Source organism: Streptosporangium nanhuense (genome assembly GCF_059358815.1).
Window position 1 is genome coordinate 280817 of record NZ_JCADBG010000008.1, and the last position, 24860, is coordinate 305676.

22 protein-coding genes are annotated in these 24860 nt (G+C 72.5%); 9 read left to right on the forward strand and 13 right to left on the reverse strand.

Annotation, left to right across the window (positions count from 1 at the left end; all coding sequences use genetic code 11):
• Positions 1-77 precede the first annotated feature (77 nt).
• From AC5L38_RS18160 to AC5L38_RS18175, 4 genes are all read right to left on the reverse strand, one after another.
• Positions 78-839, reverse strand: coding sequence for an SDR family NAD(P)-dependent oxidoreductase (locus AC5L38_RS18160; RefSeq protein ID WP_495243970.1), 762 nt, complete (start codon positions 837-839; stop codon positions 78-80).
• Positions 840-946: 107 nt separating this feature from the next.
• Positions 947-1942, reverse strand: coding sequence for a sigma-70 family RNA polymerase sigma factor (locus AC5L38_RS18165; RefSeq protein WP_495243971.1), 996 nt, complete (start codon positions 1940-1942; stop codon positions 947-949).
• A gap of 89 nt (positions 1943-2031) precedes the next feature.
• On the reverse strand, positions 2032-2802 hold the full coding sequence (locus AC5L38_RS18170) for a hypothetical protein (protein ID WP_495243972.1): 771 nt from the start codon (positions 2800-2802) through the stop codon (positions 2032-2034).
• 274 nt (positions 2803-3076) lie between these two features.
• A complete protein-coding gene (locus AC5L38_RS18175) occupies positions 3077-3931 on the reverse strand; it encodes a helix-turn-helix domain-containing protein (protein WP_495243973.1) in 855 nt (284 codons plus the stop codon).
• Between the two features lie 152 nt (positions 3932-4083).
• Between AC5L38_RS18175 and AC5L38_RS18180 the strand changes: the two genes are divergently transcribed.
• Positions 4084-4689, forward strand: a complete 606-nt coding sequence (locus AC5L38_RS18180) for an NADPH-dependent FMN reductase (protein ID WP_495243974.1) — start codon at positions 4084-4086, stop codon at positions 4687-4689.
• A gap of 65 nt (positions 4690-4754) precedes the next feature.
• On the opposite strand, the gene erm is transcribed toward AC5L38_RS18180, so the two are convergent.
• From erm to AC5L38_RS18195, 3 genes are all read right to left on the reverse strand, one after another.
• Positions 4755-5585 (reverse strand): ErmE/ErmH/ErmO/ErmR family 23S rRNA (adenine(2058)-N(6))-methyltransferase, encoded by an 831-nt coding sequence (gene erm / locus AC5L38_RS18185; RefSeq protein ID WP_495243975.1) that lies wholly within the window; start codon positions 5583-5585, stop codon positions 4755-4757.
• A gap of 253 nt (positions 5586-5838) precedes the next feature.
• Positions 5839-6519 (reverse strand): GAP family protein, encoded by a 681-nt coding sequence (locus AC5L38_RS18190; RefSeq protein ID WP_495243976.1) that lies wholly within the window; start codon positions 6517-6519, stop codon positions 5839-5841.
• Between the two features lie 238 nt (positions 6520-6757).
• A complete protein-coding gene (locus tag AC5L38_RS18195; protein ID WP_495243977.1) occupies positions 6758-8083 on the reverse strand; it encodes a GH1 family beta-glucosidase in 1326 nt (441 codons plus the stop codon).
• Between the two features lie 70 nt (positions 8084-8153).
• Here AC5L38_RS18195 and AC5L38_RS18200 point away from each other — a divergent pair, with 70 nt between their 5' ends.
• Complete coding sequence (locus tag AC5L38_RS18200; RefSeq protein ID WP_495243978.1) at positions 8154-8810, forward strand: TetR/AcrR family transcriptional regulator; 657 nt, start codon at positions 8154-8156, stop codon at positions 8808-8810.
• 90 nt (positions 8811-8900) lie between these two features.
• Here the strand turns inward: AC5L38_RS18200 and AC5L38_RS18205 are convergent, their stop codons facing one another.
• A complete protein-coding gene (locus AC5L38_RS18205) occupies positions 8901-9839 on the reverse strand; it encodes an aldo/keto reductase (RefSeq protein ID WP_495243979.1) in 939 nt (312 codons plus the stop codon).
• Between the two features lie 100 nt (positions 9840-9939).
• Between AC5L38_RS18205 and AC5L38_RS18210 the strand changes: the two genes are divergently transcribed.
• A complete protein-coding gene (locus tag AC5L38_RS18210) occupies positions 9940-10302 on the forward strand; it encodes a MerR family transcriptional regulator (protein ID WP_495243980.1) in 363 nt (120 codons plus the stop codon).
• 290 nt (positions 10303-10592) lie between these two features.
• Complete coding sequence (locus tag AC5L38_RS18215) at positions 10593-12059, forward strand: peptidoglycan D,D-transpeptidase FtsI family protein (RefSeq protein ID WP_495243981.1); 1467 nt, start codon at positions 10593-10595, stop codon at positions 12057-12059.
• 68 nt (positions 12060-12127) lie between these two features.
• Here AC5L38_RS18215 and AC5L38_RS18220 read toward each other — a convergent pair whose 3' ends face one another.
• Positions 12128-14005: an ABC transporter ATP-binding protein gene (locus AC5L38_RS18220; protein WP_495243982.1), complete on the reverse strand. Its 1878-nt coding sequence runs from the start codon at positions 14003-14005 to the stop codon at positions 12128-12130.
• Between the two features lie 221 nt (positions 14006-14226).
• Between AC5L38_RS18220 and AC5L38_RS18225 the strand changes: the two genes are divergently transcribed.
• The 4 genes from AC5L38_RS18225 to AC5L38_RS18240 all read left to right on the forward strand — a co-directional run bounded on the left by AC5L38_RS18225 (position 14227) and on the right by AC5L38_RS18240 (position 19970).
• Positions 14227-16734: a tetratricopeptide repeat protein gene (locus AC5L38_RS18225; RefSeq protein ID WP_495243983.1), complete on the forward strand. Its 2508-nt coding sequence runs from the start codon at positions 14227-14229 to the stop codon at positions 16732-16734.
• A 613-nt stretch (positions 16735-17347) separates the two neighbouring features.
• A complete protein-coding gene (locus tag AC5L38_RS18230) occupies positions 17348-18124 on the forward strand; it encodes an AMP-binding protein (protein WP_495243984.1) in 777 nt (258 codons plus the stop codon).
• A 190-nt stretch (positions 18125-18314) separates the two neighbouring features.
• Complete coding sequence (locus AC5L38_RS18235; protein WP_495243985.1) at positions 18315-19097, forward strand: SDR family NAD(P)-dependent oxidoreductase; 783 nt, start codon at positions 18315-18317, stop codon at positions 19095-19097.
• A 138-nt stretch (positions 19098-19235) separates the two neighbouring features.
• Positions 19236-19970, forward strand: a complete 735-nt coding sequence (locus AC5L38_RS18240; RefSeq protein WP_495243986.1) for a hypothetical protein — start codon at positions 19236-19238, stop codon at positions 19968-19970.
• Positions 19971-20099: 129 nt separating this feature from the next.
• Here the strand turns inward: AC5L38_RS18240 and AC5L38_RS18245 are convergent, their stop codons facing one another.
• Complete coding sequence (locus tag AC5L38_RS18245) at positions 20100-21080, reverse strand: ArsR/SmtB family transcription factor (protein ID WP_495243987.1); 981 nt, start codon at positions 21078-21080, stop codon at positions 20100-20102.
• Between the two features lie 66 nt (positions 21081-21146).
• Here AC5L38_RS18245 and AC5L38_RS18250 point away from each other — a divergent pair, with 66 nt between their 5' ends.
• Positions 21147-22358 carry an MFS transporter gene (locus AC5L38_RS18250; RefSeq protein WP_495243988.1) on the forward strand — a complete coding sequence of 404 codons (1212 nt, stop codon included), beginning with the start codon at positions 21147-21149 and terminating at the stop codon, positions 22356-22358.
• Between the two features lie 70 nt (positions 22359-22428).
• Here AC5L38_RS18250 and AC5L38_RS18255 read toward each other — a convergent pair whose 3' ends face one another.
• The 3 genes from AC5L38_RS18255 to AC5L38_RS18265 are packed head-to-tail and all read right to left on the reverse strand — an operon-like array spanning position 22429 to position 24820.
• Positions 22429-23007 (reverse strand): DUF1707 SHOCT-like domain-containing protein, encoded by a 579-nt coding sequence (locus AC5L38_RS18255; RefSeq protein WP_495243989.1) that lies wholly within the window; start codon positions 23005-23007, stop codon positions 22429-22431.
• 35 nt (positions 23008-23042) lie between these two features.
• Entirely contained in the window at positions 23043-23846 is an 804-nt protein-coding gene (locus tag AC5L38_RS18260; RefSeq protein WP_495243990.1) for an ABC transporter permease, read from the reverse strand.
• Complete coding sequence (locus AC5L38_RS18265) at positions 23843-24820, reverse strand: ATP-binding cassette domain-containing protein (RefSeq protein WP_495243991.1); 978 nt, start codon at positions 24818-24820, stop codon at positions 23843-23845. Before AC5L38_RS18265 ends, AC5L38_RS18260 begins: the two co-directional genes overlap by 4 nt.
• Positions 24821-24860: the final 40 nt, after the last annotated feature.

Sequence of the window (24860 nt, forward strand, 5' to 3'; positions counted from 1 at the left end):
ACCGTGATCCGGCCCGTCGGTCCGGGGTCGTGCCGCAGGTGATGTCGGTCGTCGTCCGGCCACCGCGACCCGGCCCGTCAGTCCGGGACCGCGCCGCAGGTGATGTTGATCGCCGTGCTCGTCATGGCGCGGGCCAGGTCGGAGGCGGCGAAGACGGCCACGTTGCCGACGTCCTCCAGTGACGCGGCCCGCCCGGTCAGGGTCTGCCCGACGATGTCCCGCTCGATGGCCTCGCGCTGGTCGAGGCCGGCGGGGAGCGTCTCGGGCAGGCCACCGGTCCGCAGGGTGACGACGCGGATCCCGTACGGTCCGAGCTCGGCGGCCAGCTGGCGGCGCATGGCCTCGACCGCGTCGAACGCGGGCTGCAGGCCTCCCAGCTCGTAGCGGCGGGCCGCGTTCGGGTCACCCGACCCGCCGAAGGCCATGATCACGCCCGACCGCCGCCCGACCATGTGCCGGGCCGCCGCGCGCGACGTGAGGAACTTCGAGCGCACGGCGGTCACGACCGGGCTCAGGTAGTCCTCCGGTGTCATGTCGATCATCGGCGTCCCCTGCACGTCGCTGTCCGAGATCACGTTGAGGGACACGTCGATGCTTCCCGCCCCGGCCACGACGGCGGCCGCGTGCTCGTCGACCGACCTCTCGTCCAGCGCGTCGACCTCGGCGATCTCGGCCGCGCCTCCCGCGTCGCGGATCCGGCCCGCGACCCTCTCCAGGGTCGCGAGGGTTCGCCCGGCGAGGAAGACGCGTGCCCCCTCGCGGCCGAACGCGCGGGCCACGGCGCCTCCGACCGAGCCGCCCCCGCCGTAGACGATCGCGTTCCTGCCCTTGAGCAACATGCCTGCCTCCTGCGTGCCGATCGGGTGGTGTTCACCCCGTACAACCCGCGAAGGACGCCGAACTCATCGGGCGGCGTCGAGATCGTCCGACGGCGGGACCGGCCGGGTCAGCCCGCGATCTCGGCGGGGAGGCCGAACCTGGGGAAGATCTCCGGCGTCAGGAACGAGACGACCTCGGCGATCATCGTGCCCCGCGACGTGAGCAGGTCGAGCCCCGCCGCGACGTGGGCCCTCCTGTCCTCGTCCCACATGTAGGTGCCGAACGCGAGCTGCCCGTTCGCGTACGCCGGCAGGAAGCGCCACCGGCGGGTCAGCGGCCCCTCGGCCAGGAAGGCCCTGATCGCCTCGCGACCCTCGTACCGTTCCGGCAGCGGCGGCATCGCGTACCTGGCGTCGTCGGTCAGCATCGCCACGATGGCCTCGACGTCCCCCGCCTCCCACGCGGTCGCGTACCGGTCCGCAAGCTCCCGGAACCCTTCGCCGTCCGGGGAGGGCGGGCCGGTGCGGGGAAGCCGGGCGCCGAGGGGCCCGCGGGCGCGCTGCAGCGCGCTGTTGACCGAGGCGACCGTGGTCTCCAGCAGGTCCGCGACCTCTCGCGCCGAGAATCCGAGCACCTCGCGCAGGACCAGGACGGCCCGCTGGCGGGCCGACAGGTGCTGGAGCGCGGCGACGAAGGCCAGCTCCATCCCCTCGCGCGCCACGTAGCGGGCCTCGGGGCCCGGCCTCTCGTCGGGGTACGGCTCGATCCACGAGGTCTCGGCGAGCGGCGCGGCCCCCGGGCCGAAGTCGGTGGGCAGCTCCCGGCGACCCCGGCGTTCGATCAGCGTCAGGCACCTGTTGGTCGCGATCCTGTACAGCCACGGCCGGATCGAGGAGCCGCGGTCCTCGAACCGCCCCAGGCCCCGCCAGGCGCGCACCAGCGTCTCCTGCAGGGCGTCCTCGGCGTCGTGAACCGATCCGAGCATCCGGTAGCAGTGCGCGTGCAGCTCACCGCGGAACGGATCGACCAGGTGCCCGAAGGCGTCGGGGTCACCCTTCCTCGCGGCGTCCAGAAGCCGCGCTCCCGGCGCGTCGGTCTCGGGTTCCCAGCCGGTCTCGCTCATCTCACGGAACCCTACCGGCGGGCCCCCGCGGGCGGGACCGGGCTCCCGGCGCGACCCACCGCCGCCTGATGCGTCGAACCGGGCACGCGCTAGTCGAAGAACTGCCAGATGCTGAACCTTCGCACGTAGAGGGGGGTGGAGTCCCGGCCGAGCACCCGGATCCGCCTGATGCGGGTCTGCTGGTTCATCGTGACCTTCACGCACTTCAGGCACGCCTCGTGGAATCCCGGCAAGGCGAAGTAGGAGATGGACGCGGCGCGGTGTCCCAGCCCCCGGTCGGAGAGCCCGAGTCCCACCTCCCGGTAGATGCGTCTCGACCCCTTCAGGTTGAACGCGGTGGAACCGATGAGCGCGTGGTTCGACTTCGGGGGGCAGTGCACGAATATCCGGACGTGGCTGGCCTGGCGGGGCCACAGGGGGAGGACGCGGAGCGACGGGACCTTTTTCAGCCACGGGGGGATGGTGTTCCTGCCCCCGAAGGGGGGCAGCGAGACCGTGTGGTCGGTCCTGGTGGTGAGGGTCGCGGTCGCGGTCGCGGCGGCACTGGAACTGGCGCTGACCACCGGGGTGGGAGTGGGCGTGGGGGTGGCGCCGGCCGCGGCGGGCGTGGGGGTGGGAGTGGGGGTGGCCGCGGCGACGGGCGCGGGCCTGGGGGAGCGCGCGAGTGCGGGCGCGGGCTTGGGCGTGGGGGCGAGTGCGGGCCTGGGCTTGGGGGCGGGCGCCGGCGCGGGTGAGGGCGTGGGCGCGGACGCGGGTGGGGCGGCCGGTCCGGCCGGTCCTGCTGGTCCGGCCGGGCCGCTCGGGCCGCCCGGCGTCGCGAAGAGAGCGGTGGCCACTCCGATTCGTATGGCGAGACGCATACGTTCCTCCTGCCGGACGCCCGGGTCGCTGTGGGGCCGTCATATGGCGTGACGTGGGTGTCGGTGGAGGGGGACCTGCCCGGGAACGTCCCGGATGAGGACGTCACATGTGCGGCCTGACCAGGCTGATCGTCTCGATTATGCCGGTTGGGGCGCACAACGGAGGGAGCCACGCTGATACGCGCGCGGACCCGGCGCCGTGGCCGGAGAGGCCGTCCGGCCCGCACCGGAGGGCGAACCGCCGGGCCCGTGCCGGCGTACGGGGTGTTCCGTGTCAGCTGGAGACCGCGCGCAGGGCGCCCGGGTGGCGGCCGGCGAGGCGGTCGAGCGCGGCCGAGGTGGCGCTGTCGGCGGGAAGGTGGACGATGAGACGCTGGTCGTCGTCGGCGGGCAGTTCGAGGGTCTCGTACGCCAGGCGCAGCTCACCCGCGTCGGGGTGCACCAGCCGAGTGACGCCGCTGGACTTCGGGAGGCCGGGCAGGGTGTCCACCCGCCCGGTGAAGGCCGCCCCGGCCGTGACGGCCAGCTCGTCGGCCATCGTGGCGATGTGCCAGTCCGCCCGGAACGGCCCCTGCTTGAGGGCGGCGACCTGCTCGTCGGCGACATGGTCCCAGTCGGGATAGACGGTTCGTGCCCGGCTGTCGGTGAACACGAAACGGGCGAGGTTCGGCGGGCTGCCCTCCAGCAGGCCGATCGGCCGGGCGAGCCGTTCGTACCCCGCCGTCCAGGCGAGGATCTCGCTCAGCCGGTTGAGCAGCAGGGCGGGGGCGGGCTCCAGCCGGTCGAGCAGCGCCCGCACGGTGGGACGGACCGCGCGGGCCGGCATCGTGGCGCCCATGCAGGTGAAGCCGCCGTCGGCCGACTTGGCGAGCCGGTGCAGGTGGACGCGCTCGCTCGTGGTCAGCCGCAGCGCGGTGGCCAGCGCCGAGAGCACGGGCACGGACGGGTGGCGGTCGCGTCCCTGTTCGAGCCGGGTGAGGTACTCGACGCTGACCCCGGCGAGCGTGGCCAGCTCGGCCCTGCGCAGGCCCGGTGTGCGGCGGCGGGGGCCGGTGGGCAGCCCCACCTCGGCGGGGGTGACGGCTTCGCGGCGGATGCGCAGGAACATGCCCAGCTCGTTGTCGCTCACGTTCCGAACGTAACAGCCGTGTCCGCCGGGGTCGTGGCCCTGCCACTACCAGTCTCGGCCCGGTCTTCCTGGTATCCGCCCCGCCCGGCAGGTTGGGGAACGCGACCTTCACGGTCGTCCAGGATCCCCCCTCTCCACCAGGGAGCACAGCAATGCCCAGTGAGACCCTCAACCTCGCAGTGATCATCGGCAGCGTCAGGGAGGGCAGGTTCGGCCCGGTGGTCGCGAACTGGTTCACCGAGCGGGCCGAGCGGCACGGCGGGTTCGCGGTGGACCTCGTCGATCTGGCGGACACGCCGCTGCCGCTCGAACTGCCGCCCCTGCCGCCGGCGCTCGAACCCGACATGGCCCGGCCGGCGGAGATGGCCGGCCTCACCCGGCGGATCGGGGCGGCCGACGCGATCGTCGTGGTGACGCCGGACTACAACCGGAGCTTCCCGGCCTCGCTGAAGGCCGCCATCGACTGGCACTACACCGAGTGGCGGGCCAAGGCGATCGGCTTCGTCGGCTACAGCGGGGCGAGCGGGGGCATCCTGGCGGTGGAGCACCTGCGCCAGGTCTTCGGCGAGTTGCAGGCCCACACGGTCCGCGACTACGTCAGCTTCCCCCGCTACTACGAGCTGTTCGGTCCCGACGGCACCCTCAAGGACCCCGAGGGCCCCGACCGCGCCGCGAAGGTGCTGCTCGACCAGCTTCTGTGGTGGGGCTCGGTCCTGCGCGACGCCCGGCGCGACCGCCCGTACGTCACCGAGGGGTAGTTCCCGTTCGTCGTCGAGGCGGGAGCCCGGGTCCGGCCGATGGGGCGGGCCGGACCCGGGCGGTGTCAGTGGAGCAGCTCGAAGAGCGTGAGCCACCGGCCGGGGTGGACGAACGCCACCACGGCGTCACGGTCCACCCGCGCCTCCGCGAACGCGGCGTCGACCCGGTGGGGGGCGTACCGCATCCGCAGCGAGGCGTGCAGCGAACCGCCCAGCCCGGTGAAGCCGTACTCGACGAACTCCCGCCAGGCCGCGTCCCGGCCGCCGGGCAGCAGCGGGACGGGGCGTGACGCGATCCGCAGGATCGCCGAGTCGACGGCGGGCACCGGCCGGAAGCTCTCGCGCCCGACGCGCCCGGCCAGCTCCCAGGAGTGGCCGGGCCACGTCAGCACGGTCAGCTTGCTCCAGCGGCCGAAGTCACCGGACCGCTTGCGGGCGTACTCCAGCTGGGTGAGCAGGGTCGCCGAGGTGAGCGCGGGCGCGCGCAGGCACCGGTCGACGATCCTGGAGGTGATCGAGTACGGGATGTTCCCGGCGACCGCGAACGGCTCGCGCGGGACCCGCGCGGTCAGGAAGTCACCCCTGACCACCTCGATCCGCTCGTCGTCGCGGGTGCGGGCGGCGAGCCTGCCCGCGTACAGCGGGTCGATCTCGTACGCCACGACCCTGGCGCAGCTTCTCGCGAGGGCGAGGGTGAGAGCGCCCTCTCCCGCGCCCGGCTCCAGGACCAGCTCGTGCGATCCGGCCGCGTCCGCCATCCGCCGGACGGCGTGCGGATCGACGAGGAAGTTCTGCGAGAGGGTGCGCCTGGCCCGGTCGCGGTCACCGCGGCCACCGCCGTTCCTGACCTTTCTCTGGGTGTGTGAATGGTTTCCGTGCGCGAAGGAGTGCGCCACAGCTTTCGCCCTTTCGGGTCCGAGGTGAAGGAAGGTCTCGGAGGCCCTGGGCGCGCATCGGGGACGCGTGTGAACGGGGAAGGGGTGTCGCGTCCCTAGCGGGCCAGAGCCCGGCCGCGGCGGGGACGGATCACGTAGCCGACCATCTGGCAGGCGAAGTACAAGCACATGGCTCTAGACGGTACGGCCCGTCTCGCCACCTCGCAACGGGTTTTCCACCGGCCCGCGTCCGGCGGGCCGGAGGGTGCCCGGCTCAGCCCGAGAACAGGCGCCAGGCCGCGTCGCGGGCAATGAGGAACCCGACGATGCCCAGGGTCCAGCCGATCGCGGAGGCCGAGTGCCTGCGCATCCAGGCGCGCAGCCGTTCCAGCTTCGGGTCCAGCCAGCCTCCGGCGACGATCTTGAGGCCGAGCAGCACGAGCGGCGGCAGGATCATCACGAGCACGTAGCACGCGAGCAGCGGCACCCACTGGACGGCGGGCAGGTCCGCGCCGGTCATGAACCCGATCGCGCCGAGATAGGGGACCATCGTCGCGACCTCCAGCAGGGCGGCGGTCAGCCCCAGGAGGACCATCGCCCCCGGCCCGCCGAGGCGGGGCTCCCAGCGGCTCGGCCCCTCCTTCTCCCTCTGCTTCTTGGAGTCGAAACGGAAGCTGAGCAGGAACAGCCCCACGCCGATCACCAGCTGGATCCAGTAGGCGGTGCGGCTGTACAGGGCCTCCTCGAAGGCGTCGAGGGCCGCGGCGAGCCCGAGCATGAGCGCGACGCCGACGGCGAAGTAGAAGACGGCGACCGTGGCGAGGTAGACCAGCAGGCGTCCGGCCGGCGACCGGTCCGAGGCGAGCAGCAGGTAGGCGGGGATGCCGAGGGTCCCGAAGCTCGTGCTGTCGACGAGCGCCAGGGCTGCCAGGGTCAGTACCAGTTCGGTGGTCAACTTCGCTCTCCGTCGGTGACGCCGGGGGCGCGGCGGCCCCCGCGTGCCCCGCGCGCCCGGTGCCGTTCGCGGCCGTTCGCAGTCGTTCGCAGTCGTTCGCGATCGTTCACGGCCGCGACCGTGGAGGCGGGTACGGGGGGTGATCGGTTGGGTTCCGGTTCTCCTCACCCCCGATCATCCGGCGCCGGGCCCCGCGTGACCTCCTGCGTGACGGCGAAGCCGCCGTACATCTTTCGGACTACGGCCCGGAGGGCGTGCCGTTCGGACCCCGCGAGATGCGGTCGCGCAGCCAGTGGTAGGAGGCCTTCGGGGTGCGAGTCCCGGTGGGGAAGTCGACGTGCACGAGCCCGAAGCGCTGGCTGAAGCCCTCGGCCCACTCGAAGTTGTCCAGCAGGGACCAGACGTAGTAGCCGCGCACGTCCACCCCCTCGTCCCGCGCCCGCTCGACGGCCTCGATGTGGCCGTCCAGGAAGGTGATCCTGGCCTGGTCGTCCACGGTCCCGCCTGGGCCGGGCTCGTCGGGCTGGGAGCAGCCGTTCTCGGTGACGTAGACCGGGGGGAGGGCGTCGCCGTACCGGGCCTTGAGGCCGGTGAGGAGTTCGCGCAGGCCGTCGGGGACGACGGGCCAGCCGAAGGCGGTGGTGGGGTAGCCGGTGACGCCCGCGTCCTCGAAGGGCAGCCCCTCGCCGGTGGGCGCGACGATCCGGGTGGGGTTGTAGTAGTTGATCCCGAGGCCGTCGAGGGGTGCGCCGATCAGCTCCAGGTCGCCGTCGCGCACGCAGTCGAGGCTCACCCCGTACGCGGACAGGTCGGGATAGGCGCCGAGGAGCACGGGGTCGTTGAACAGGCGGTTGTGCAGGGTGTCGTAGGCGTCGGCGGCGGCCAGGTCGGCGGGGTCCTGCGAGGCGGGCCAGACCGGCGTGCAGTTGTTGGTGATCAGGACCTTCTCCGCGCCGCGCGCCCTGAGCTCCCGTACGGCCAGGCCGTGCCCGAGCAGCTGGTGGTGGGCGGCCGGGAGCGCGTCCAGGATCAGGGTCCTGCCGGGGGCGTGGGTGCCCAGGGCGTAGCCGAAGACCATGTGGATGAAGGGCTCGTTCAGGGTGATCCACAGGGGGATCCGGTCGGCGAGCCTGTCGGCCACGGCCGCGGCGTACTCGGCGAAACGGTACGCGGTGTCGCGGTTCAGCCAGCCGCCCTCGTCCTCCAGGGCCTGGGGCAGGTCCCAGTGGAAGAGCGTGGCGGCGGGGACGATGTCCTTCTCGCGGAGCGTGTCGGTCAGCCGGTCGTAGAAGTCGAGACCCGCCTGGTTGATCGCGCCCTTCCCGTCGGGCTGGACGCGCGGCCAGGCGATGGAGAAGCGGTAGGAGTTCACCCCGAGACCGGACATCAGCGCGACGTCCTCCGGCCAGCGGTGGTAGTGGTCGCAGGTCACGTCGCCGGTGTCGCCGTCACGGACGCGGCCGGGCTCGCTGGTGAAGGTGTCCCAGATCGAGGCGCCCCGCCCGTCCTCGGCGACGGCGCCTTCGATCTGGTAGGACGCGGTCGCCGTACCCCAGAGGAACATCCCGGCCTCCAATTAGCGTGAGTCTGGCTCATGTTAATCCCCCGGGCCTGTCGTGGGGGATGATGGGGAGATGACGAACGTCTCCGGGGGAACGCTTCGCCGCCAACCCGCTCAGCGCCGCAGCCTGGAACGGGTGGAGCGCATGCTGGACGAGTGCGCGCGGTTACTGGACGAGGTCGGCTACGAGGCACTGACCACCAAGGAGGTCGCGCGCCGCGCAGAGGTGCCGATCGGCACTTTCTACCAGTTCTTTCCCGACAAACAGGGGCTTGTACGCGCGCTGGCGCTGCGCAATCTGGAGGCGTTCCTCGGCAAGATCACGGCCAGGCTCGCCGAGGTGCGGCTGTCCGAGTGGACGGAGATGGTCGACCTCGCGATCGACGAGTTCGTCGCGATGAAACGGTCCACTCCGGGGTTCGCGGTCGTCGACTTCGGGGGGGTGCTCGCCTCGCCCGGAGGTCCCCTCCTCGTGGGGACCCGCCGCATGCTCGACGCCGCCCTGGAGAACAACGCCATCGTGGCCGACCGGCTCCGCACGATCACCGTCGAGCTGCTCGGCGCCCCGCTCGGCCCCGAGCTGGACCGGGTGCTCTTCGTCGCGGTCGAGGCCGCCGACGCGGTGCTCAAGCTCGCCTTCCGCTCCCTGCCCGACGGCGACCCCGAGCTGATCGACGAGTGCAAGCACCTGGTCCGCCGCTACCTGTCGGCGCACCTGCCGCAGGAGTGACGGCGACGCCGCCCGCCGTCAACCGTCAGCCGGGCGGCGTCCGGGCGGCGTCCGGGCGGCGTCCGGGCGGCGTCCGGGCGGGGCGGGCCGTCAGCGGGCGGCGTCCAGGCGGGCGCGGTGCTCGTCGTCGAGTTTGAGGTCCAGGGCGCCCAGGGCCTCCTCCAGCTGGGCCAGGGAGCTCACGCCCACGATCGGGACCGTCGTCACGTCGCCGCCGACCAGCCAGGCCAGCACCACCTGGTTGACGGTCGCGCCCAGCTCGCCCGCGATCTCCCGCAGCACGGCGAGCCCGCGCTCGGTGCCCGGGTGCCGGTAGATGTCCTGGATCGGCCGGTCCTCGCGGGTGTAGGCGCCGAACATCAGCGTGTTGTACGCCCACAGCGTCAGGCCGGGCTCCGAGCGCAGATAGTCGAGCATGTCGTCCTGGACCAGGACGTGACCCGCCTCCGGCAGCCGCACCCCCGGCCGGGGCCGCAGGTAGGTGTGGCGCAGCTGGACGTTGGTGTAGAGCGGCCAGCCGTTGGCCCGCGAGGTGGCGCGGGCGCGCTCCAGCCGCCAGGCCGGGACGTTGCTCGCGCCGATCTCGCGCACCTTGCCCGCCTGGGCCAGCCCGGCGAAGGCGCCCAGGGTCTCCTCCAGGGGAACGGAGCGGTCCTCGATGTGCGCCCAGTACACGTCGACGTGGTCGGTGCCCAGCCTCCGCAGGCTGCCCTCGGCGGCGGCGGTGATCGCCGTGGCGGACAGGCCCTCGGCGGAGTCCAGGGTCCGGTCGCCGGGGACGGTCGGCCGCCCGCCGCACTTGGTGCTCAGCACCATCCGGTCGCGGTTGCCCCGGGCGGCCAGCCAGCGCCCGATGGCCAGCTCGCTCTCGTCGCCGGTGGCGCCCTCGTTCCAGAACGGGTAGTTGTTCGCGGTGTCCAGCAGGACGCCCCCGGCGTCGGCGAACCGGTCGAGGATCGCGAAGCCGGTCCTGTCGTCGAGGACGGTGCCGAAGGGGATGGTGCCCAGGGCGAGGGGGATGCGTGTCATGGAAGCCACCCTGGATGCTGGAGTGGACTCCAGGGCAAGCGGGCCGCCGGAGAACAGGGGATTTGACCTTGAGTGGGCTCCAGGTGAAATGCTGCTCGATGTGAGTGTGTACACACCGGGACAGGTGGTGGAGGAGACCGGCTTCAGCCTCGACACGCTTCGTTACTACGAGCGGATCGGGCTGCTTGAGTCGATCGGCCGCAACGCGGCCGGACAGCGCAGGTTCACCCAGGAGGACGTCGGCTGGCTCGGCATGATCCGCTGCCTGCGCGACACCGGCATGCCGATCGCGCAGATGCTGCGCTTCGCCGAGATGACCAGGGCGGGCGACCACACGGTCCGCGACCGCATCGCGCTGCTCGAAGCCCACGACAGGCGGGTGGAGGAGCAGGTCGAGAACCTGCGCGAGAAGCAGGTGGCGATCCGCAACAAGATCGCTTACTACCACTCGGTGGTCGACTAGCGACTCGGTGGTCGACTGGCGACCGCGCGGCTCGTGTCGGCGGGTGACGCGGAACCACCGGGCCCGCGCCGGCGGGTGCGCGAGGACCGTGCGGCTCGTGTCGGCGTGAGGCCGGAAGCCGTGCGGCTCGTGTCGGTGTGAGGCTGGACGGGTGCGCGGTTCGTGCCGCCGGTAAGCCCTGAGGCTTATGGCCGTTCGGAAGCCGTACGGCGGCTTTGCCCCTGGTCGAGGTGCCCTTTTCGGTCCGGCTGTTAAACCGGATACCGAGGTCGGGTGTCCAGGGAGGGGCCATGGTCGCACCGCGCGCGCGCCGGATCAACATTCCGCTGCGCCACGTCGCACTGATGTGCGGGGGAATGCTGTTCGCCCTTCTCGCCAGCATGACCTACATCCAGGCACTGGACTCCGAGCGGCTCAACGAGGACCCGCGCAACAAGCGGACGATGATCGCGCGCTTCGAGAGCCCCCGGGGCAGGATCCTGCTCCGCGACGGCACGGTCGTCGCGACCAGCCGCAAGGCCAGGAACGCCACGTACCGCTACCGCAGGGTCTATCCCGGCGGCCCGCTCTACGCGGCGGTCACCGGGCATTTCTCGCTCCACGGCACCGGCGGCGTCGAGCAGGCCGAGGAGGCCCTGCTGTCCGGGAACGACCCCCGGGTGAAGGTGCGCGGGCTGGTCGACGGCACCCGGGGCGGCGCCACGCTCAGGCTCACCGTCGACCGCGGCGCCCAGCGGGCCGCCTACGACGGGCTGCGCGCCACGGGCAGGCCCGGCGCCGTCGTCGCGATCGACCCTCGCACCGGCGCCATCCTGGCCATGGTCTCCCTGCCCTCGTACGACCCGAACCTCTACACGAGCTTCGACGCGGCCAAGCTCGACCGGGTGGACAAGCGGCTGCAGGGCGACCCCGAGGACCCGCTGCTGAACCGGGCGATCCAGCGGAGCTACCCGCCGGGCTCCACCTTCAAAATCATCACCGGTGCGGCGGCGCTCGGCTCGGGGCGCTACGACCTCGACACCCGCGTCAGCGCCCCGAAGGCCTTCCGCCTCCCCGGCACCTCCACCTACCTGCGCAACTTCGGCGGCGGCGCCTGCGGTGGCGGCGCGCTTCCGCTGCTCCAGGCGTTCAGGCTCTCGTGCGACACCCCCTTCGCGAGGATGGGCGTCGACCTCGGCCAGGACGCGTTGCGCGAGCAGGCCGAGGCATTCGGGTTCGACACCGACGACCTGCAGGTGCCCATGCCGGTGGCCAGGAGCGTCTATCCCCCCGCGCTGGACGACGCGCAGACCGCGCTGTCCGCGCTGGGCCGGTTCGACGTCCGGGCCACCCCGCTCATGATCGCGATGATCGCGGCGGCGGTGGCCAACGACGGCTCGCTGATGCGCCCCCACCTCGTGGACGACGTCCGCCTCGCCGACGGCACGGTGATCGACGTGACCGAACCCTCGCCGTACCGCCGCGCGCTCGGCGCCGAGGAGGCGGAACGGCTCACCGAGATGATGATCGCCGTCACCGGGAGGGGAGGGACCGGTGCCGCCGCGGCCGTCCGGGGGGTGAAGGTCGCGGGCAAGACCGGCACTGCGCAGAACGCCGTCGCGGGCGAGGACCACGCGATCTTCACCGGCTTCGCCCCGGCCGTCTCCCCCCGGATCGCCGTCGGGGTCCTGGTCGAGGGCGGCGGGCCGGGCGGGCGGGTGGCGGCCCCCGTCGCCAGGGCCGTCATCGAGGCGTTCCTGGGCGGCCAGACCGAGTAGCGACCGGCCCGGAGAGTTCGTCGCGGTCGCCCCGCCGGTCGGACCGAGCGGGAGAGGTCTCCCCGAGGTCAGGTCGAGTAGGCCCTGGCCTGGAGGCCGTAGAGGTCGGCGTAGAGGCCGTCGAGGGTCATGAGCTCGTCGTGGGTGCCGTGCTCGACGACCCTGCCGTGGTCGAGGACGTAGATCCGGTCGGCGTAGCGGACGCTCGCCAGCCGGTGGGTGATCAGCAGTACGGTGCGCCCGTCGGCGTGCTGCCGGATGCGTTCGAACAGGGCGTGCTCGGCGCGGGCGTCCAGGGCCGCGGTGGGCTCGTCGCAGATCAGCAGCGGGGCGTCCCGGTGGAAACCGCGGGCCACCGCGATCCGCTGCCACTGGCCGCCGGACAGCTCGTGGCCGTCCTTGAAACGCCGGTCGAGCAGGGTGCTGTAACCGTTCGGCAGCTCGGCCACCACCTGGTCGGCGCCCGCGACCTCGGCCGCCGCCACGAGCGCGGGCTCCCCCTTGTCGGTGCCCATGTTGATGTTGTAGCGGGCGGTCAGCGGCCAGCGCGTGTGGTCCTGGGCGATGACCGCGATGCGGTCGCGCAGGTCGTCGGGGTCGACGTCCGCCAGGTCGGTGTCATCCCAGCTGACCCGGCCGGCATCCGGTTCGTACAGCCCGGACAGGATCTTGGCCAGCGTGGTCTTTCCCGAGCCGTTCTCCCCGACGAGGGCGATCACCTCGCCCCTGCCGATGGTCACCGTGAGTCCCTGGAGCGCCGGGCCGGCGGAGCCCGGATAGGTGAAGACGACGTCCTCGGCGGTGATCCGCTCGAAGCCCTCCGGTGCCTTCACCGGGCGTCCGGTGGGCAGCCTGCCCTCGGCCTCGGCGCAGAAGTCGAGGAAGTCGGTGAAGTACAGGCCCTCCTCGTAGAGGCGGTTCGTGGCGTACATCAGGTTGGCCAGATAGGTCTGGCCCGAACGGATCGCCAGCACGGCGGTGCCCGCGACCGCCAGGGGGACCGCCCCCACCGCCAGCAGCACGCCGAGGGCGACGTAGACCAGGGCCGTGCCGACGCCGCCCAGCGCCTCGCCGACGACCCGCGCGAGGACCTGCCGCCGGGCCAGGCCGAGCATGACGGTCTGCTCGGCCGTCGCCACCGCGTCGTACATCCGCATCAGGAAGCCGCGCATGGTGAACGAGCGCACCTCCGCGGCCGGGTCGCGGTCCGCGAGCAGCTCCGCGATGATCCACTTACGGCGCCTGGCCGGGATCAGGGAGTACATCGTCGTGTAGCGCATGCGCGCCGAGCGGACCGCCGCCCACGCGTCGGGCAGCACCGCCAGCACCAGCAGCGGCAGCAGGACCGGGTGGAGCACCCCCAGCACGCCCGCCGCAGCGACGATGCCGATGACCGCGCTCAGCGTGTTGATGGCCGTGCCCACCACATCGTCCGCGACGGCGACCCCGCGCGACCTGGCCCGCTGGAGCGCGTCGTGGAAGTCGGGGTCGTCGAAGGACGCGAGGCCGACCCTGCCGGTCAGCCCGTACAGGCGCTCCTCGGCGATCCGGCCCACCTGGGGTTCCAGCCGCGACTGCGCCCAGCCCGCGCCCGCCTGCGTGAGGGTACGCAGGGTCGCGGCCACCCCCACCAGGACCAGGCTGGGCAGGGCGGCCCGTACCCGCTCGGGGGTCGGTCCCGCCTCGAACAGCGCCGACAGCACCCCGGTCGTGGCGAGCAGCCCGAACGCGGTGAACACCCCGCTCAGCAGGTTCAGGGTGATCGTGACGACGGTGTCGCGGGGACTGGCCGCCCACGCCAGCCTGACGGCCTGCGACACCAGCGCCGGAAGCCTGCGGGCGACGGTCAAAAAGCCGACCTTCGCCATCTTGTCGGTGTGGGCGTACCAGTCGGCGACGCTGATCTCGCCGATCTCGGGGGCCGGGTCGGTGGGGGAGTCTGCCATGGGAGCAGTGTGAGTCGCCGCGCCGGTGATGGCCATCGTGCGGCCACCGGATGGCCGTGGGCGGTCACACCGGGGCGGGGCACGCCACGGGGCACCGCACGGCACGGGGCGGGGGCGCGAGGTAATCACATAGGCCGGAAAACGTCTAAGAGTGGGCATGGTTCGGTAATTGATGTCACACTTTCTGTGACGGTTCTACCCGCGACCTCTCCTAAGAGCCGATGACCCAGGACACCGCACACGCCTCCCTCACCGGAGGCAACCTTCCCCTCGAACCCAACGGCTTCGTGGGGCGTGAAGCCGACGTGGAAGAGCTCACCGACCTGCTGGGCGTCGCCCGGGTGGTGACGCTCTGCGGGGCGGGCGGCATCGGCAAGAGCAGGCTGGCGGTCCGGGTCGCCGCCCAGGTGGCACCGGAGTTCCCCGGGGGCGTCTGGCTGGTCGAGCTGGCCGACGCGGTGCGCGGCGACCAGATCGAGCCCCGGGTGGCGGCCGTGCTCGGGGTCAAGGCCGAGCCGTCCCGCGCGCTGGCCGACACCCTGATCGACGCGCTCGGCGACCGGCGGCTGCTGCTGGTGATGGACAACTGCGAGTCGCTCATCGAGGAGTCCGCGCGGTTCTGCCGCGCCGTGCTCACCGTCTGCCCCGACGTACGCGTGCTCACGACCAGCCGCGAGCCGCTCCGGGTGGCGGGGGAGACCGTGTGGCGGGTGCCGCCGCTCACCCTGCCCCGCAGCGACGGCCACGACCTCGGCACCAGCGAGGCCGTGCGGCTCTTCCTCGGCACCAGCGAGGCGGTCCGCCTCTTCGCCGACCGTGCCACCGCCGCCTCGCGGGCCTTCTCCGTCACCGAGCAGAACGCGGCCGACATCGCCGGGCTCTGCGAGGCGCTCGACGGGATGCCGCTCGCCATCGAGCTCGCCGCCGCCCTGTGCAGGGTGCTGACCGTGGAGCAGATCAACGCCAGGATCAGGGACAGGTTCCGGCTGCTGTCGGCGGGCGACCGGACGGCCCCGGCCAGGCAGCAGACGCTCAGGGCGACCGTCGACTGGAGCTACCAGCAGCTCAACGAGCCCGAGCGGATCCTGCTGCGCCGGCTCGCGGTCTTCACCGGCGGGTGGACGCTCGACATGGCCGAGCAGGTCTGCGCGGGCAACGCGCTGTGGGCGGAGGACGTCCTGGGGGTGCTCTGCGACCTGGTCGACAAGTCGCTGGTCCTGGCCGACGCCGAGGTGGCCGGCGAGACCCGCTACCGCATGCTGGAGACGATCCGCGAGTACGCCACCGAGCAGCTCGACGCCTCGGGCGAGGAGCCCGAGTTCCGGAGGCTGCACCGCGACCACATGATCGAGTTCGCCGCCCGGATCCACCAGACGATCGTCCGGAGCCCCCGCCCGGCCTGGACCGAGATCTGCCCGATGCTGGTCCTGCTGGACGAGCTCCAGGCCAACGTGTGGGCGGCGGTGCGCTGGTCGGTCGAGTCCGCGGGCGACCCCGAGAGCGCGCTGCGCCTCCTCGTCCTGCTGCGCTGGCCCATCATCGCCGGGGGAAGGTTCACCCCGGCCGACAAATGGCTCGACCGCCTGCTCGACGCCGACTCCGGGGAGCTGACGTCGTGCGTGCGCGGCGACGCGCTCGCGCTGCGCGGGCAGGTGGCCTTCGGGCAGGGCGACCCCGACACCGCGCAGATCGCCTGCGCCGCCGCGGTCGGCCTGTGCCGCGAGGCGGGCCTGTACGGACCGCTCAGCGGCGCGCTCGCCATCCTCGCCTGGGTGGCCATCTACCAGCGACGCCCCGAGCGGGCCAGGTCCCTGCTCGACGACGCGCTGGAGGCCGTGCGCACGATCGACGACCCCTGGCACGAGACGGTCATCCGGTCCATGGAGGGCACGTTCGCGCTGTCGGAGGGCAGGGCGAAGGAGTCGCAGCGATCCTTCGAGGCCGCGCTCGCCATCGCCCACGAGCTCGACAACCACTGGGCCGCGCCGGTCGCCCTCATCGGCCTGGCCCAGGTCGCCTGGCTCCGCGGCGACCTGGGCGAGGCCCGCGCCCACTACGAGCGCGCCCTCGACATGCTCCAGGACATCACCGCCCACTGGCAGGCCATCACCTGCCTGTCGGGGCTGGGCCGGATCGCGCTGGCCCAGGGAGACCTCGCCACCGCGCGGGGCAGGCTGATCGAGAGCCTGCGGCTCTGCATCGGGACCGGCCAGCGGCTCGGCGTGGCCCGCCGCATCGAGACACTCGCGCAGCTCGCGCTCGCCGAGGAGGACGACCGCCGGGCGGTGCGCCTGGCCGGGGCCTCCGCCGCGATCAGGAGCGCGATGGGCGGCGCGGTGCTGCCGCCCGGGTTCGGGGCGCGGATGGAGGAGCTGCTCCAGCCCGCCCGGGTGCGCCTCGGCGACGCGCTGGTCGCGCAGCTGTGGGCGCACGGCCAGGAGATGTCCCAGGAGCAGGCGGTCCGCTACGCGCTGCAGTTCGACGAGCCGTACGAGACACCCGTGCTGCTCGGCAAGCATCCGGTCGTCGCCCCCATGACCACGCTCACCTGCCGGGAGTGGGAGATCGCCGAGCTGATCGCCAGGGGGATGAGCAACAAGGCCATCGCCGACGAGCTGGTGATCAGTCCCGCCACCGCGGCCAGGCACGTCGCCAACATCCTGGCCAAGCTCGGGTTCTCCTCCCGCACGCAGGTCGCCACCTGGGTCATCGAGCAGAACCGCTCCTAGCGGGCTCGCCCGGCGCGACCGGCTCACAGGGCTCGCCCGGAGCCGGTGAGTTTCTACATACTCCGGGCTACACATTCACGGCCGTGAAGATACATCCCGGGATACGCAGTCCGGAGCATGTGTCGTACCCGCCGCGCACCGTACGTTTTCCTGGTGTTCGACCGATGACGTCCAGCCTTCCGCACCGTGCCGGTCACAGTTCCGGTCCGGGACGGCAGGTCCACACCATCCCGGGCGTCTCGGTCGAGCACGCTGCGGACGTCGCGTGTCCCCGTTGATGGCCGAGGTCTCCTCGGAGGGGTGGGGGCCTGGGCCATGGGTCATGCGACAGCGGGCTCGAGTCGCGCAGGGCTCGGGCCCGCCCCTGGCCTTTCCAGGCCCTTCTCCGGGTTTCTCCTCGTCGTCGCGGTCATCGCGGCGCGTCGGGGCCCGCGAAGCGGGAACCACGCCGGCAACCGGGGCCCCGAGGAGGAGCCGGGGGCCGTACGAGGGGACCGGAAGCCCTTTCAGGGCGGGGAAAACGGGCGCCGCCGGGGGGAGGGGGCCGAATACACAGTCATCTACATACATCTGCGGATGCCCGCGTGCGCGGGGCGGCCCTACCGTCGGCGGAATGAGACCGACCTCTCCGTCCACCAGCTGCACCCTCACCGAGGCGGTGTTCGGCTACGCGCACGGTCGAGGTGACCGGCCCGCACTGATCGACCTCGGCGCCGGAGTGGTGTACGGCTACCGCCGGCTGGCCGCGGAGGTGACGCGGGGAGCGTCGGGCCTGGTGAGGCGGGGTGCCCGGCGGCGCCAGGTGGCCGGGATCCACGTGGACAGCGCGGTGGCCCAGACGCTGGCGGTGCACACGGTCATCGCGGCGGGCGGGGTGGCGGCGCCGATAACCTCCGGATGCGAGGAGATGGCCGACCTGCTGGCCGAGTGGGACGCGCGGCTGCTCATCACCACCCCGCGCCTGGCGGACGCGTCGTTGCGGGCCGTCGAGGACTCGCGGGTCCGGCAGGTGATCGCGTTCGGCCAGGCCCGCGACACCGTCGACTTCGCCGACCTGCTGCTCCTGGAGCCCGTCCCGCTGCCCTTCCTCGATCCGGCGGTGCAGCCTGCCCTCCTGGTCGACGACGGGGGCGTGCACACCCACCACGACCTGATCGTGCGGATGAGCGTGCTCGACGAGGGCGTCGAGCTGGAGAAGTCCGACGTCCTGCTGGTGACCTGGCCCCTGAGGTGCAGCCTGGCCATGACGACCCTGATCGGGCTGGCGCTGATGCGCGGCTCCCTGGTCGTCGTCGCCCCCGGCCTCTCGCCCGACGAGCTGTCGGCGACCATCCACGACTTCGGGGTCACCGTCGTGGCACTGTCCGACGGGGCCGTCCAGCGCGTCTGAGATCCCCGCCCGGATGCCCGGCGCGTCCGAGACGTTCCCGAGGCGTTCGCCCAGGGTCCTCCAGCGTGCCGGAGGCGTTCTCAGGTGTTCGTTCGAGGTTCCTGACCTGGCCGGATATGTGTCCGGCGGCGTGTGTGCCCTCCCCGTGGGTAGTTAACGACCAGCATGTTCTGCGAGGGGGATCTGTCTCATGGCGCGTATTCTGATCACCGGCTCCACCGACGGCCTCGGGCTGATGGCCGCCCGGCTGCTGGCCCACGACGGCCACGCCGTCACGCTGCACGCGCGCAACGACACCCGCGCCGACGACGCGCGCGAGGCACTGCCGGAGGCGGAGGCCGTCCTCGTCGGAGACCTGACCACCATCGAGGGGATGCGCTCCGTGGCGGCCCAGGCCGACGAGCTGGGCCGCTACGACGCGATCGTCCACAACGCCGCCGTCGGCTACCGGGAACCGAGCAGGATCGAGACCGCCGACGGCCTGGCCCACGTCTTCGCGGTCAACGTGCTCGCCCCGTACCTGCTCACCGCACTCATCACCCCGCCCGCCCGGCTGGTCTACCTCAGCTCCGGCATGCATCGCGGCGGGGACCCCAAGCTGGACGACCTCCAGTGGAACACCCGCAACTGGGACGGCTCGCGGGCGTACGCCGACAGCAAGCTGCTGGACGTCGTCCTGGCGTTCGCGGTCGCCCGCCGCTGGCCGGACGTGCTGTCCAACGCGCTCGAACCCGGCTGGGTCCCGACGAAGATGGGAGGTCCGGGCGCGCCCGACGATCTCTCCCTGGGCCCGGTGACGCAGGTGTGGCTGGCCACGAGCCAGGACCCCGAGGCGATGGTGACCGGCTGCTACTTCCACCACCAGGAGACGTGTTTCGCCCACCCCGCCGCGCGGTCGCCCGAGGTGCAGGACGGCCTCCTCGACGCGTGCGCCGACCTGACCGGCGTCCCGCTCCCGTCGCACGCGGCGTGAACGCGGCGTCGCTGACGGGACCGGGCGCCTCCGCGGTCCGGGCCGCCCGCGTTCGTCCTCGGCCGGTTCTCGCGCGGCTCCGCGACCCGGCGGTCCTGAAAGGCTGAACCGGACGAGGCCCGCGGACGTCTCATGATCATGCGATTGATCGTCCTCACGCTTCTCGTCGCCTTGGCAGGCTGCTCCGCGCCCGCGCCCGCGCCCGTGACGCGGAGCACGAGCGCACCGGCGGCCTCTCCCCCCGCGCCGGCGTCGGCCTCGACGGGGACGCGGGCGGGGGCGGAGGCCGGGGCCAGGTGTGCTCCGGTCCCCTCTAGGAGGCTGGACCCCAGACTGCTTCGGCAGACCGTCGCCGACTACGACCCCCTCAACTCCCCGGAGGAACTCGCGGCGAAGACGCCGCTGGTCGTCGCGGGAACGGTCGGGGACTTCATACCGGGACCGGTCGTCGAGGAGGGGCTCCCCGACGACCGTACGCACTACGTGCTGATGCCGGTGCGGGTGACGGAGCGGTTCAGAGGGCGGTCCGCCGGCCTGGTCCACGTGAAGTTCTTCCAGGGGGGCGTGTGGCGGAACCGGACCCCGGTCCACTCGGTGGCGGATTTCCGGAGGGGGGTGCCCAAGGGCACCGGGATCCTGCTGTTCGTCTACCCGGACGTCCGGAAGGAGTGGCCCGTGATCAAGGACCGTGCGGCTCTCCCCGCCGGGACGCCGGTCTACCTGGCCCATCCGCAGGGAGTGCTCCTCGGCAGCGGCCTGCGGATGATCGGGGGCCGGGAGGAGATCGATCCGCGATCACGATGGGCCGATCCCTGCGGCCTGGACGGCATCGCCACGCGGCTACGCGCCGCCGGGTATCACGGCTCCTCCTGACCGGGACGGGATCCGGACGCGTGACGCGGTCGCCGCCGGAGCTCGCGCCGAGCCGGTCCACGCCGCCGGCTCGGACGGCTCGCGGGCGGCGTCGACGACGGCCTCCGTTCGCCGGGGCGGAAGCGAGGCTCAGCGCCCCGAAGGGCTGACCAGGGAGTCGCCCAGCGCGGTGCGGTGGTACAGGACGCCCCGGCCGGTGCGGCTGCCGGTGACCAGGCCGGCCCTGCGCAGGGCGGAGACGTGGCCGCCCACGGTTCCCAGGCTGAGTTCCAGCAGGCTCACGAGCTGGGTGGTGGTCGCCGGGATCGCCAGCTCCAGCAGGAGGCGGCTCCTGGTCCTGCCGATCAGCCCGGCCAGGCCGTCCGGCGTCTCGGGCGGGATGCCGGTGCCCCGGGCCGGATAGCTGATCGCGTACGGCCAGTGGTTCTCCAGGTAGGAGCCGACCCCGATGGGGAAGACGGTCGGCATGAAGAGCAGCCCGCGCCCGTCGAGCCGGTAGGTCTCGTCCGTGCCCCTGGCGAGCACCTCGATGACACCGTCGGGACGCCACCGGACCCGGGGGCTGAGGTCGTCGAGCGCCGCGCCCCAGCCGTAGGTCGCCAGGCGGCCCGCCCGCTGGACCACGTCCCGCTCCAGGATCGCGTGGAAGCGCGGCCACGCGAGGGAGACGATCTCCTTCCAGGCCGCGCTCAACGCCTCGGCGAACAGCCGCACGACGTCCGGTGAGAACAGCACCTCCCTGACGGGCTCCGGGAGGCGCGGCATCCCCTCCAGGTTCCTGGCGATCTCGGCGTGCGCCCGCGCCACCGGGGTGGCGCGCACCACCGCGAGTTCGGCCTCGAACGGGGTGTTCACCCCGGTCGGCGGCGGCGCGGGGAAGTCGGCGTTGTAGTGCAGCTCGCGGAACAGCGCCACCATGGCGCCCAGCCCGGGGTGTGCGAGCAGCAGTCTCCCGTACGGCTCCCGCATCCTTGCGGCCCACGCCCGCCACTCCCCGGCCTCCCGCCTGCCGGAGAGGATCCAGAGCGCGTCCTTGGTCACGATGAGCGGGGAGATGGCGAACCTGCTGGCCATGATGTCCTGCGGGGTGACCTCGATGCGGAAGACCATGAAACGACCTTTCGGATATATCCGAAAGCTTAGCCAGCCGTCCGGGAGCCTCCCACCATCGTGTCCATGACCACACAAGAGCGCGGCGCGACCTATACGGAGGTCTTCGCGAGCCGGGAGTTCCGTGTCCTGTTCGGGAGCTTCACCCTGCTGGTGGCGGGGGACCAGGTCAAGATGCTGGCCCTGTCGGCGCTGGTCTACGCGCGGACCGGCTCGCCGGGGTTGTCGGCGGCGGCGTACATGGTGGGTTTCCTCCCCTACATCGTCGGCGGGACGTTCCTGCTCTCGCTCGCCGACCGGATCCGCCCGCGCGCTCTGATGGTCGCCGGTGAGCTGCTGCGGGTGGTGACCTGCCTGCTCCTGGCCTTCGCCGGGCTGCCCGTCTGGGCGATGCTCGTCCTGGTCCTGGCCACCGGCCTGTTCTCGCCGGTCTTCGGCGCGGCGCGCAGCGCCCTGCTGCCCGGCCTGCTGCCGGGCGACGCGTTCGTCCTGGCCAGGTCCGTGCTGAACGTGACGTCCGCCGGGGCCCAGATCGGCGGCCTGGCGGCGGGCGGCGCCATCCTCGCCCTCGCCGGACCCGAGGGGGCGCTGGCCGTCACCGCCGGGCTGTCCGTCCTGGCGGCGGCGGTACTGCGCCGGGGCCTGCCCGACTTCCCGGCCAGGAGCGCGAGGGACGGGGGTGCGAAGGGTGACGGTGCCGTACGGGAGACGCTGCGGGTCAACCGGGCACTGCTGGCCGACCGCCGGGTGCGCGGCCTGCTGCTCGCGCAGTGGCTGCCGATCTCGCTCGTGGTGGGGGCCGAGGCGATGATGGTCCCCTACCTGGGAAACACCGCCGGGCTCGCGCTCGCCGCCGCCTCCGTCGGCCTGGCGGCCGGCAACTTCGTCGTCGGCCGGTTCGTCCCGCCCGCAGGCAGGGAACGGCTGGCGTTTCCCCTCGCGGTCGTGTCGGGCCTTCCCCTGCTCGCCTTCGCCGCCCGGCCGGGACTCGCGGGAGCCGCGCTGATCGTGCTGCTCGCCACGGCGGCGTCGACCGCCTGCCAGCTCGGGTTGCAGCGGTGGTTCGTGGACGCGGTCCCCGAACCGGTCAGGGGACAGGCCTTCGGCCTGGCCTCGGCGGGAATGATGACCGGCCAGGCCGTGGGCGGCGCCCTGGCCGGTGCCGCCGCCGAGCTGACCTCCCCGCACACGGCGATCGTCCTCGTGGGAGCCGCGACCGTCCTCTGCTCGCTCGTCCTGCACCGGTCCCTGAGAGGCGGCGGACGGAGGCCCGCGTGACGACGCTCCACCGCGGGGGACGGGCATGGTGCTGCAATCGGCTGACTTCAACGCATCTCAGTGTGTGGCCTCAGTGGCGGGGGCCGGGCAGGGCGCGCGAGGTGCGGACGCGCAGGCGGCCGTACTCGAGCTCTCCGGTGATCCGGACGTGCAGCCCGCCCGGACGTGCGCGGCCGGGCAGCGAGCAGTTCACGCTGCCCCATCCGGTGCGTACCCCGTCGACGTTCGCGGTCGCGCCGGGCGGCAGGATGATCGTGGCGGAGCCGTAGGGGAGCCGGAGCTCGATGTCGATCTCCGGATACCGTACGAAGGCCTGGGACAGGTCGAGCCGCACCCCGCCGTACTCGGACTCGGCGCGCAGCCGGCGCGGAACCTCCCAGTCGCCCGACCGCTTGATGCGGCCGCCCGTGGACGTCAGCCGGAGCACGTCGTCCGGGGCGCCCGGGGTGTCCGGGCCGTCCGGGCCGTCCGGGTCGTCGGGCAGGTCGGCGATCAGTGGCAACAGGTCGCCGTGGGACTTCGCCGTGAGCGCGCGTTCGAGCCGTTCCTCCATCTCGCCGGGGCCGAGGCGGCCGTCGGCGAACGCCTGCTGGAGCCGGCGTACGACCCTGTCGCGTTCTCCGTCGGAGACGCGTATCCGTGGTTCCATCTGCGTCCTCATCTGCCTTTCCTCATCGAGCGGGATCACTGGCTGACCGCCCGCTTGTACAGCCGGATGGACAGGGGCACGAACACGACCAGGAGCAGTGCCGACCAGAGCAGCGTCGCGGGCACGGCGTGCTGGAGCGGCCAGGCGGCGGGCACGGGCATGGCCGCGTTGGTGTTGCCGAAGAGCTCGCGGGCGGCCTGGACGACCGTGGAGACGGGATTCCACTCGGCGACGAACCGCAGCGGCCCGGGCAGGCGGGTGCTGTCGACGAAGGCGTTGGACAGGAAGACCAGCGGCATCGACACGACGGTGGCGATGTTGTTGAAGATCTCGGGCTTGTGCAGGGCGAGCGCGACCGTCGCGGTCACCCACGAGAACGCGTACGAGAACAGCAGGAGCAGCAGGAACCCCAGCACGGCCCGGTGCGGCTCCGAGTGGATGCGCCAGCCGACGGCGAGCCCGACAAGGGCCATCGCGACGATGCTGCTCACGTTCATGAGGACGTCGCTGGAGGTCTGGCCGGTCAGCACCGCCGACGGGGACATGGGCAGCGTGCGGAACCGGTCGAAGATGCCCTTCTGCAGGTCCTGGGTGAGCGTGTAGCCGGTGATCTGCGCGCTCGTCACGATCGTCTGGACGAAGATCCCGGGGATCATGTACTCCTGGTACGACATGCCCGGCAGGCTCATCATGCTGCCGAAGACGTACGCGAACAGCAGCACGAACACGATTGGGAGGATGATCACGCCGCCCAGCAGGTCGGGCGCTCGCTTGATCTTGAGGACGTTGCGTCTGGTGATCGTCATGCCGTCGGCGATCGCCAGCTGGAGGGTGTTCATCGGATGGGCTCCTTCGTCTTCGTCGTGGTGGGGTCGCCGGCCTGGTGTCCGGTGAGGGTCAGGAACACCTCGTCCAACGTCGGCCGTCGCAGCCCGGCGTCGCGTACGGCGACGCGTTCGGCGGCCAGGTGGCCCAGGGCCGTGGTGAGGGAGGTCGTGCCGTCGCTGACCGGGACCGTCAGCCGGAACGTGACGTCGTCGGTCCGTGTCTCCCCCACGGCCAGGGGGGCGAGCACGCGCCGCGCGGTGTGCAGGTCGGCCGCGCTCGTCATGGTCAGCTCCACGCGGTCGCCGCCGACCTGGTCCTTGAGCTCGTCGGCGCTGCCGAGCGCGATCACCCGGCCGTGGTCGACCACCGCGATCGTCCTGGCCAGCCGGTCGGCCTCCTCCAGGTACTGCGTGGTGAGCAGCACGGTGGTGCCGTCGGCGACGAGTTCGGAGATGACGTCCCACAGGCCGGTGCGGGCCCGGGGGTCGAGGCCGGTGGTGGGCTCGTCGAGGAACAGCACCGGCGGGTTGGCGACCAGCGCCCCGGCCAGGTCGAGGCGGCGTCGCATGCCGCCGGAGTAACCCTGTACGGGGCGGTCGGCCGCCTCGGTCAGGTCGAAGCGCTCCAGCAGCTCGCGGGCCCGCTGCCTGCTGCGCTTGACGCCGAGGTGGTAGAGGCGGCCGACCATCTCCAGGTTCTCGGCGCCGGTGAGGTGCTCGTCGACGGCGGCGTACTGGCCGGAGGCGCCGATGTGGCCGCGCAGCCGGTGCGCGTCGGCGACGACGTCGAACCCGGCGACCGTGGCGCGGCCCGCGTCCGGTTTCAGGAGGGTGGTCAGGATCCGCACGGTCGTGGTCTTGCCGGCGCCGTTGGGGCCGAGCAGGCCGAACACCGTGCCCTGGGGGACGGACAGGTCGAGCCCGTCGAGGGCGACGACGTCGCCGTACTTCTTGACCAGCCCTTCGGCTGTGACTGCGGGGGGCATGCGGGTCTCTCCTTCTCACGGTTTCCATGGGACAAGGGGG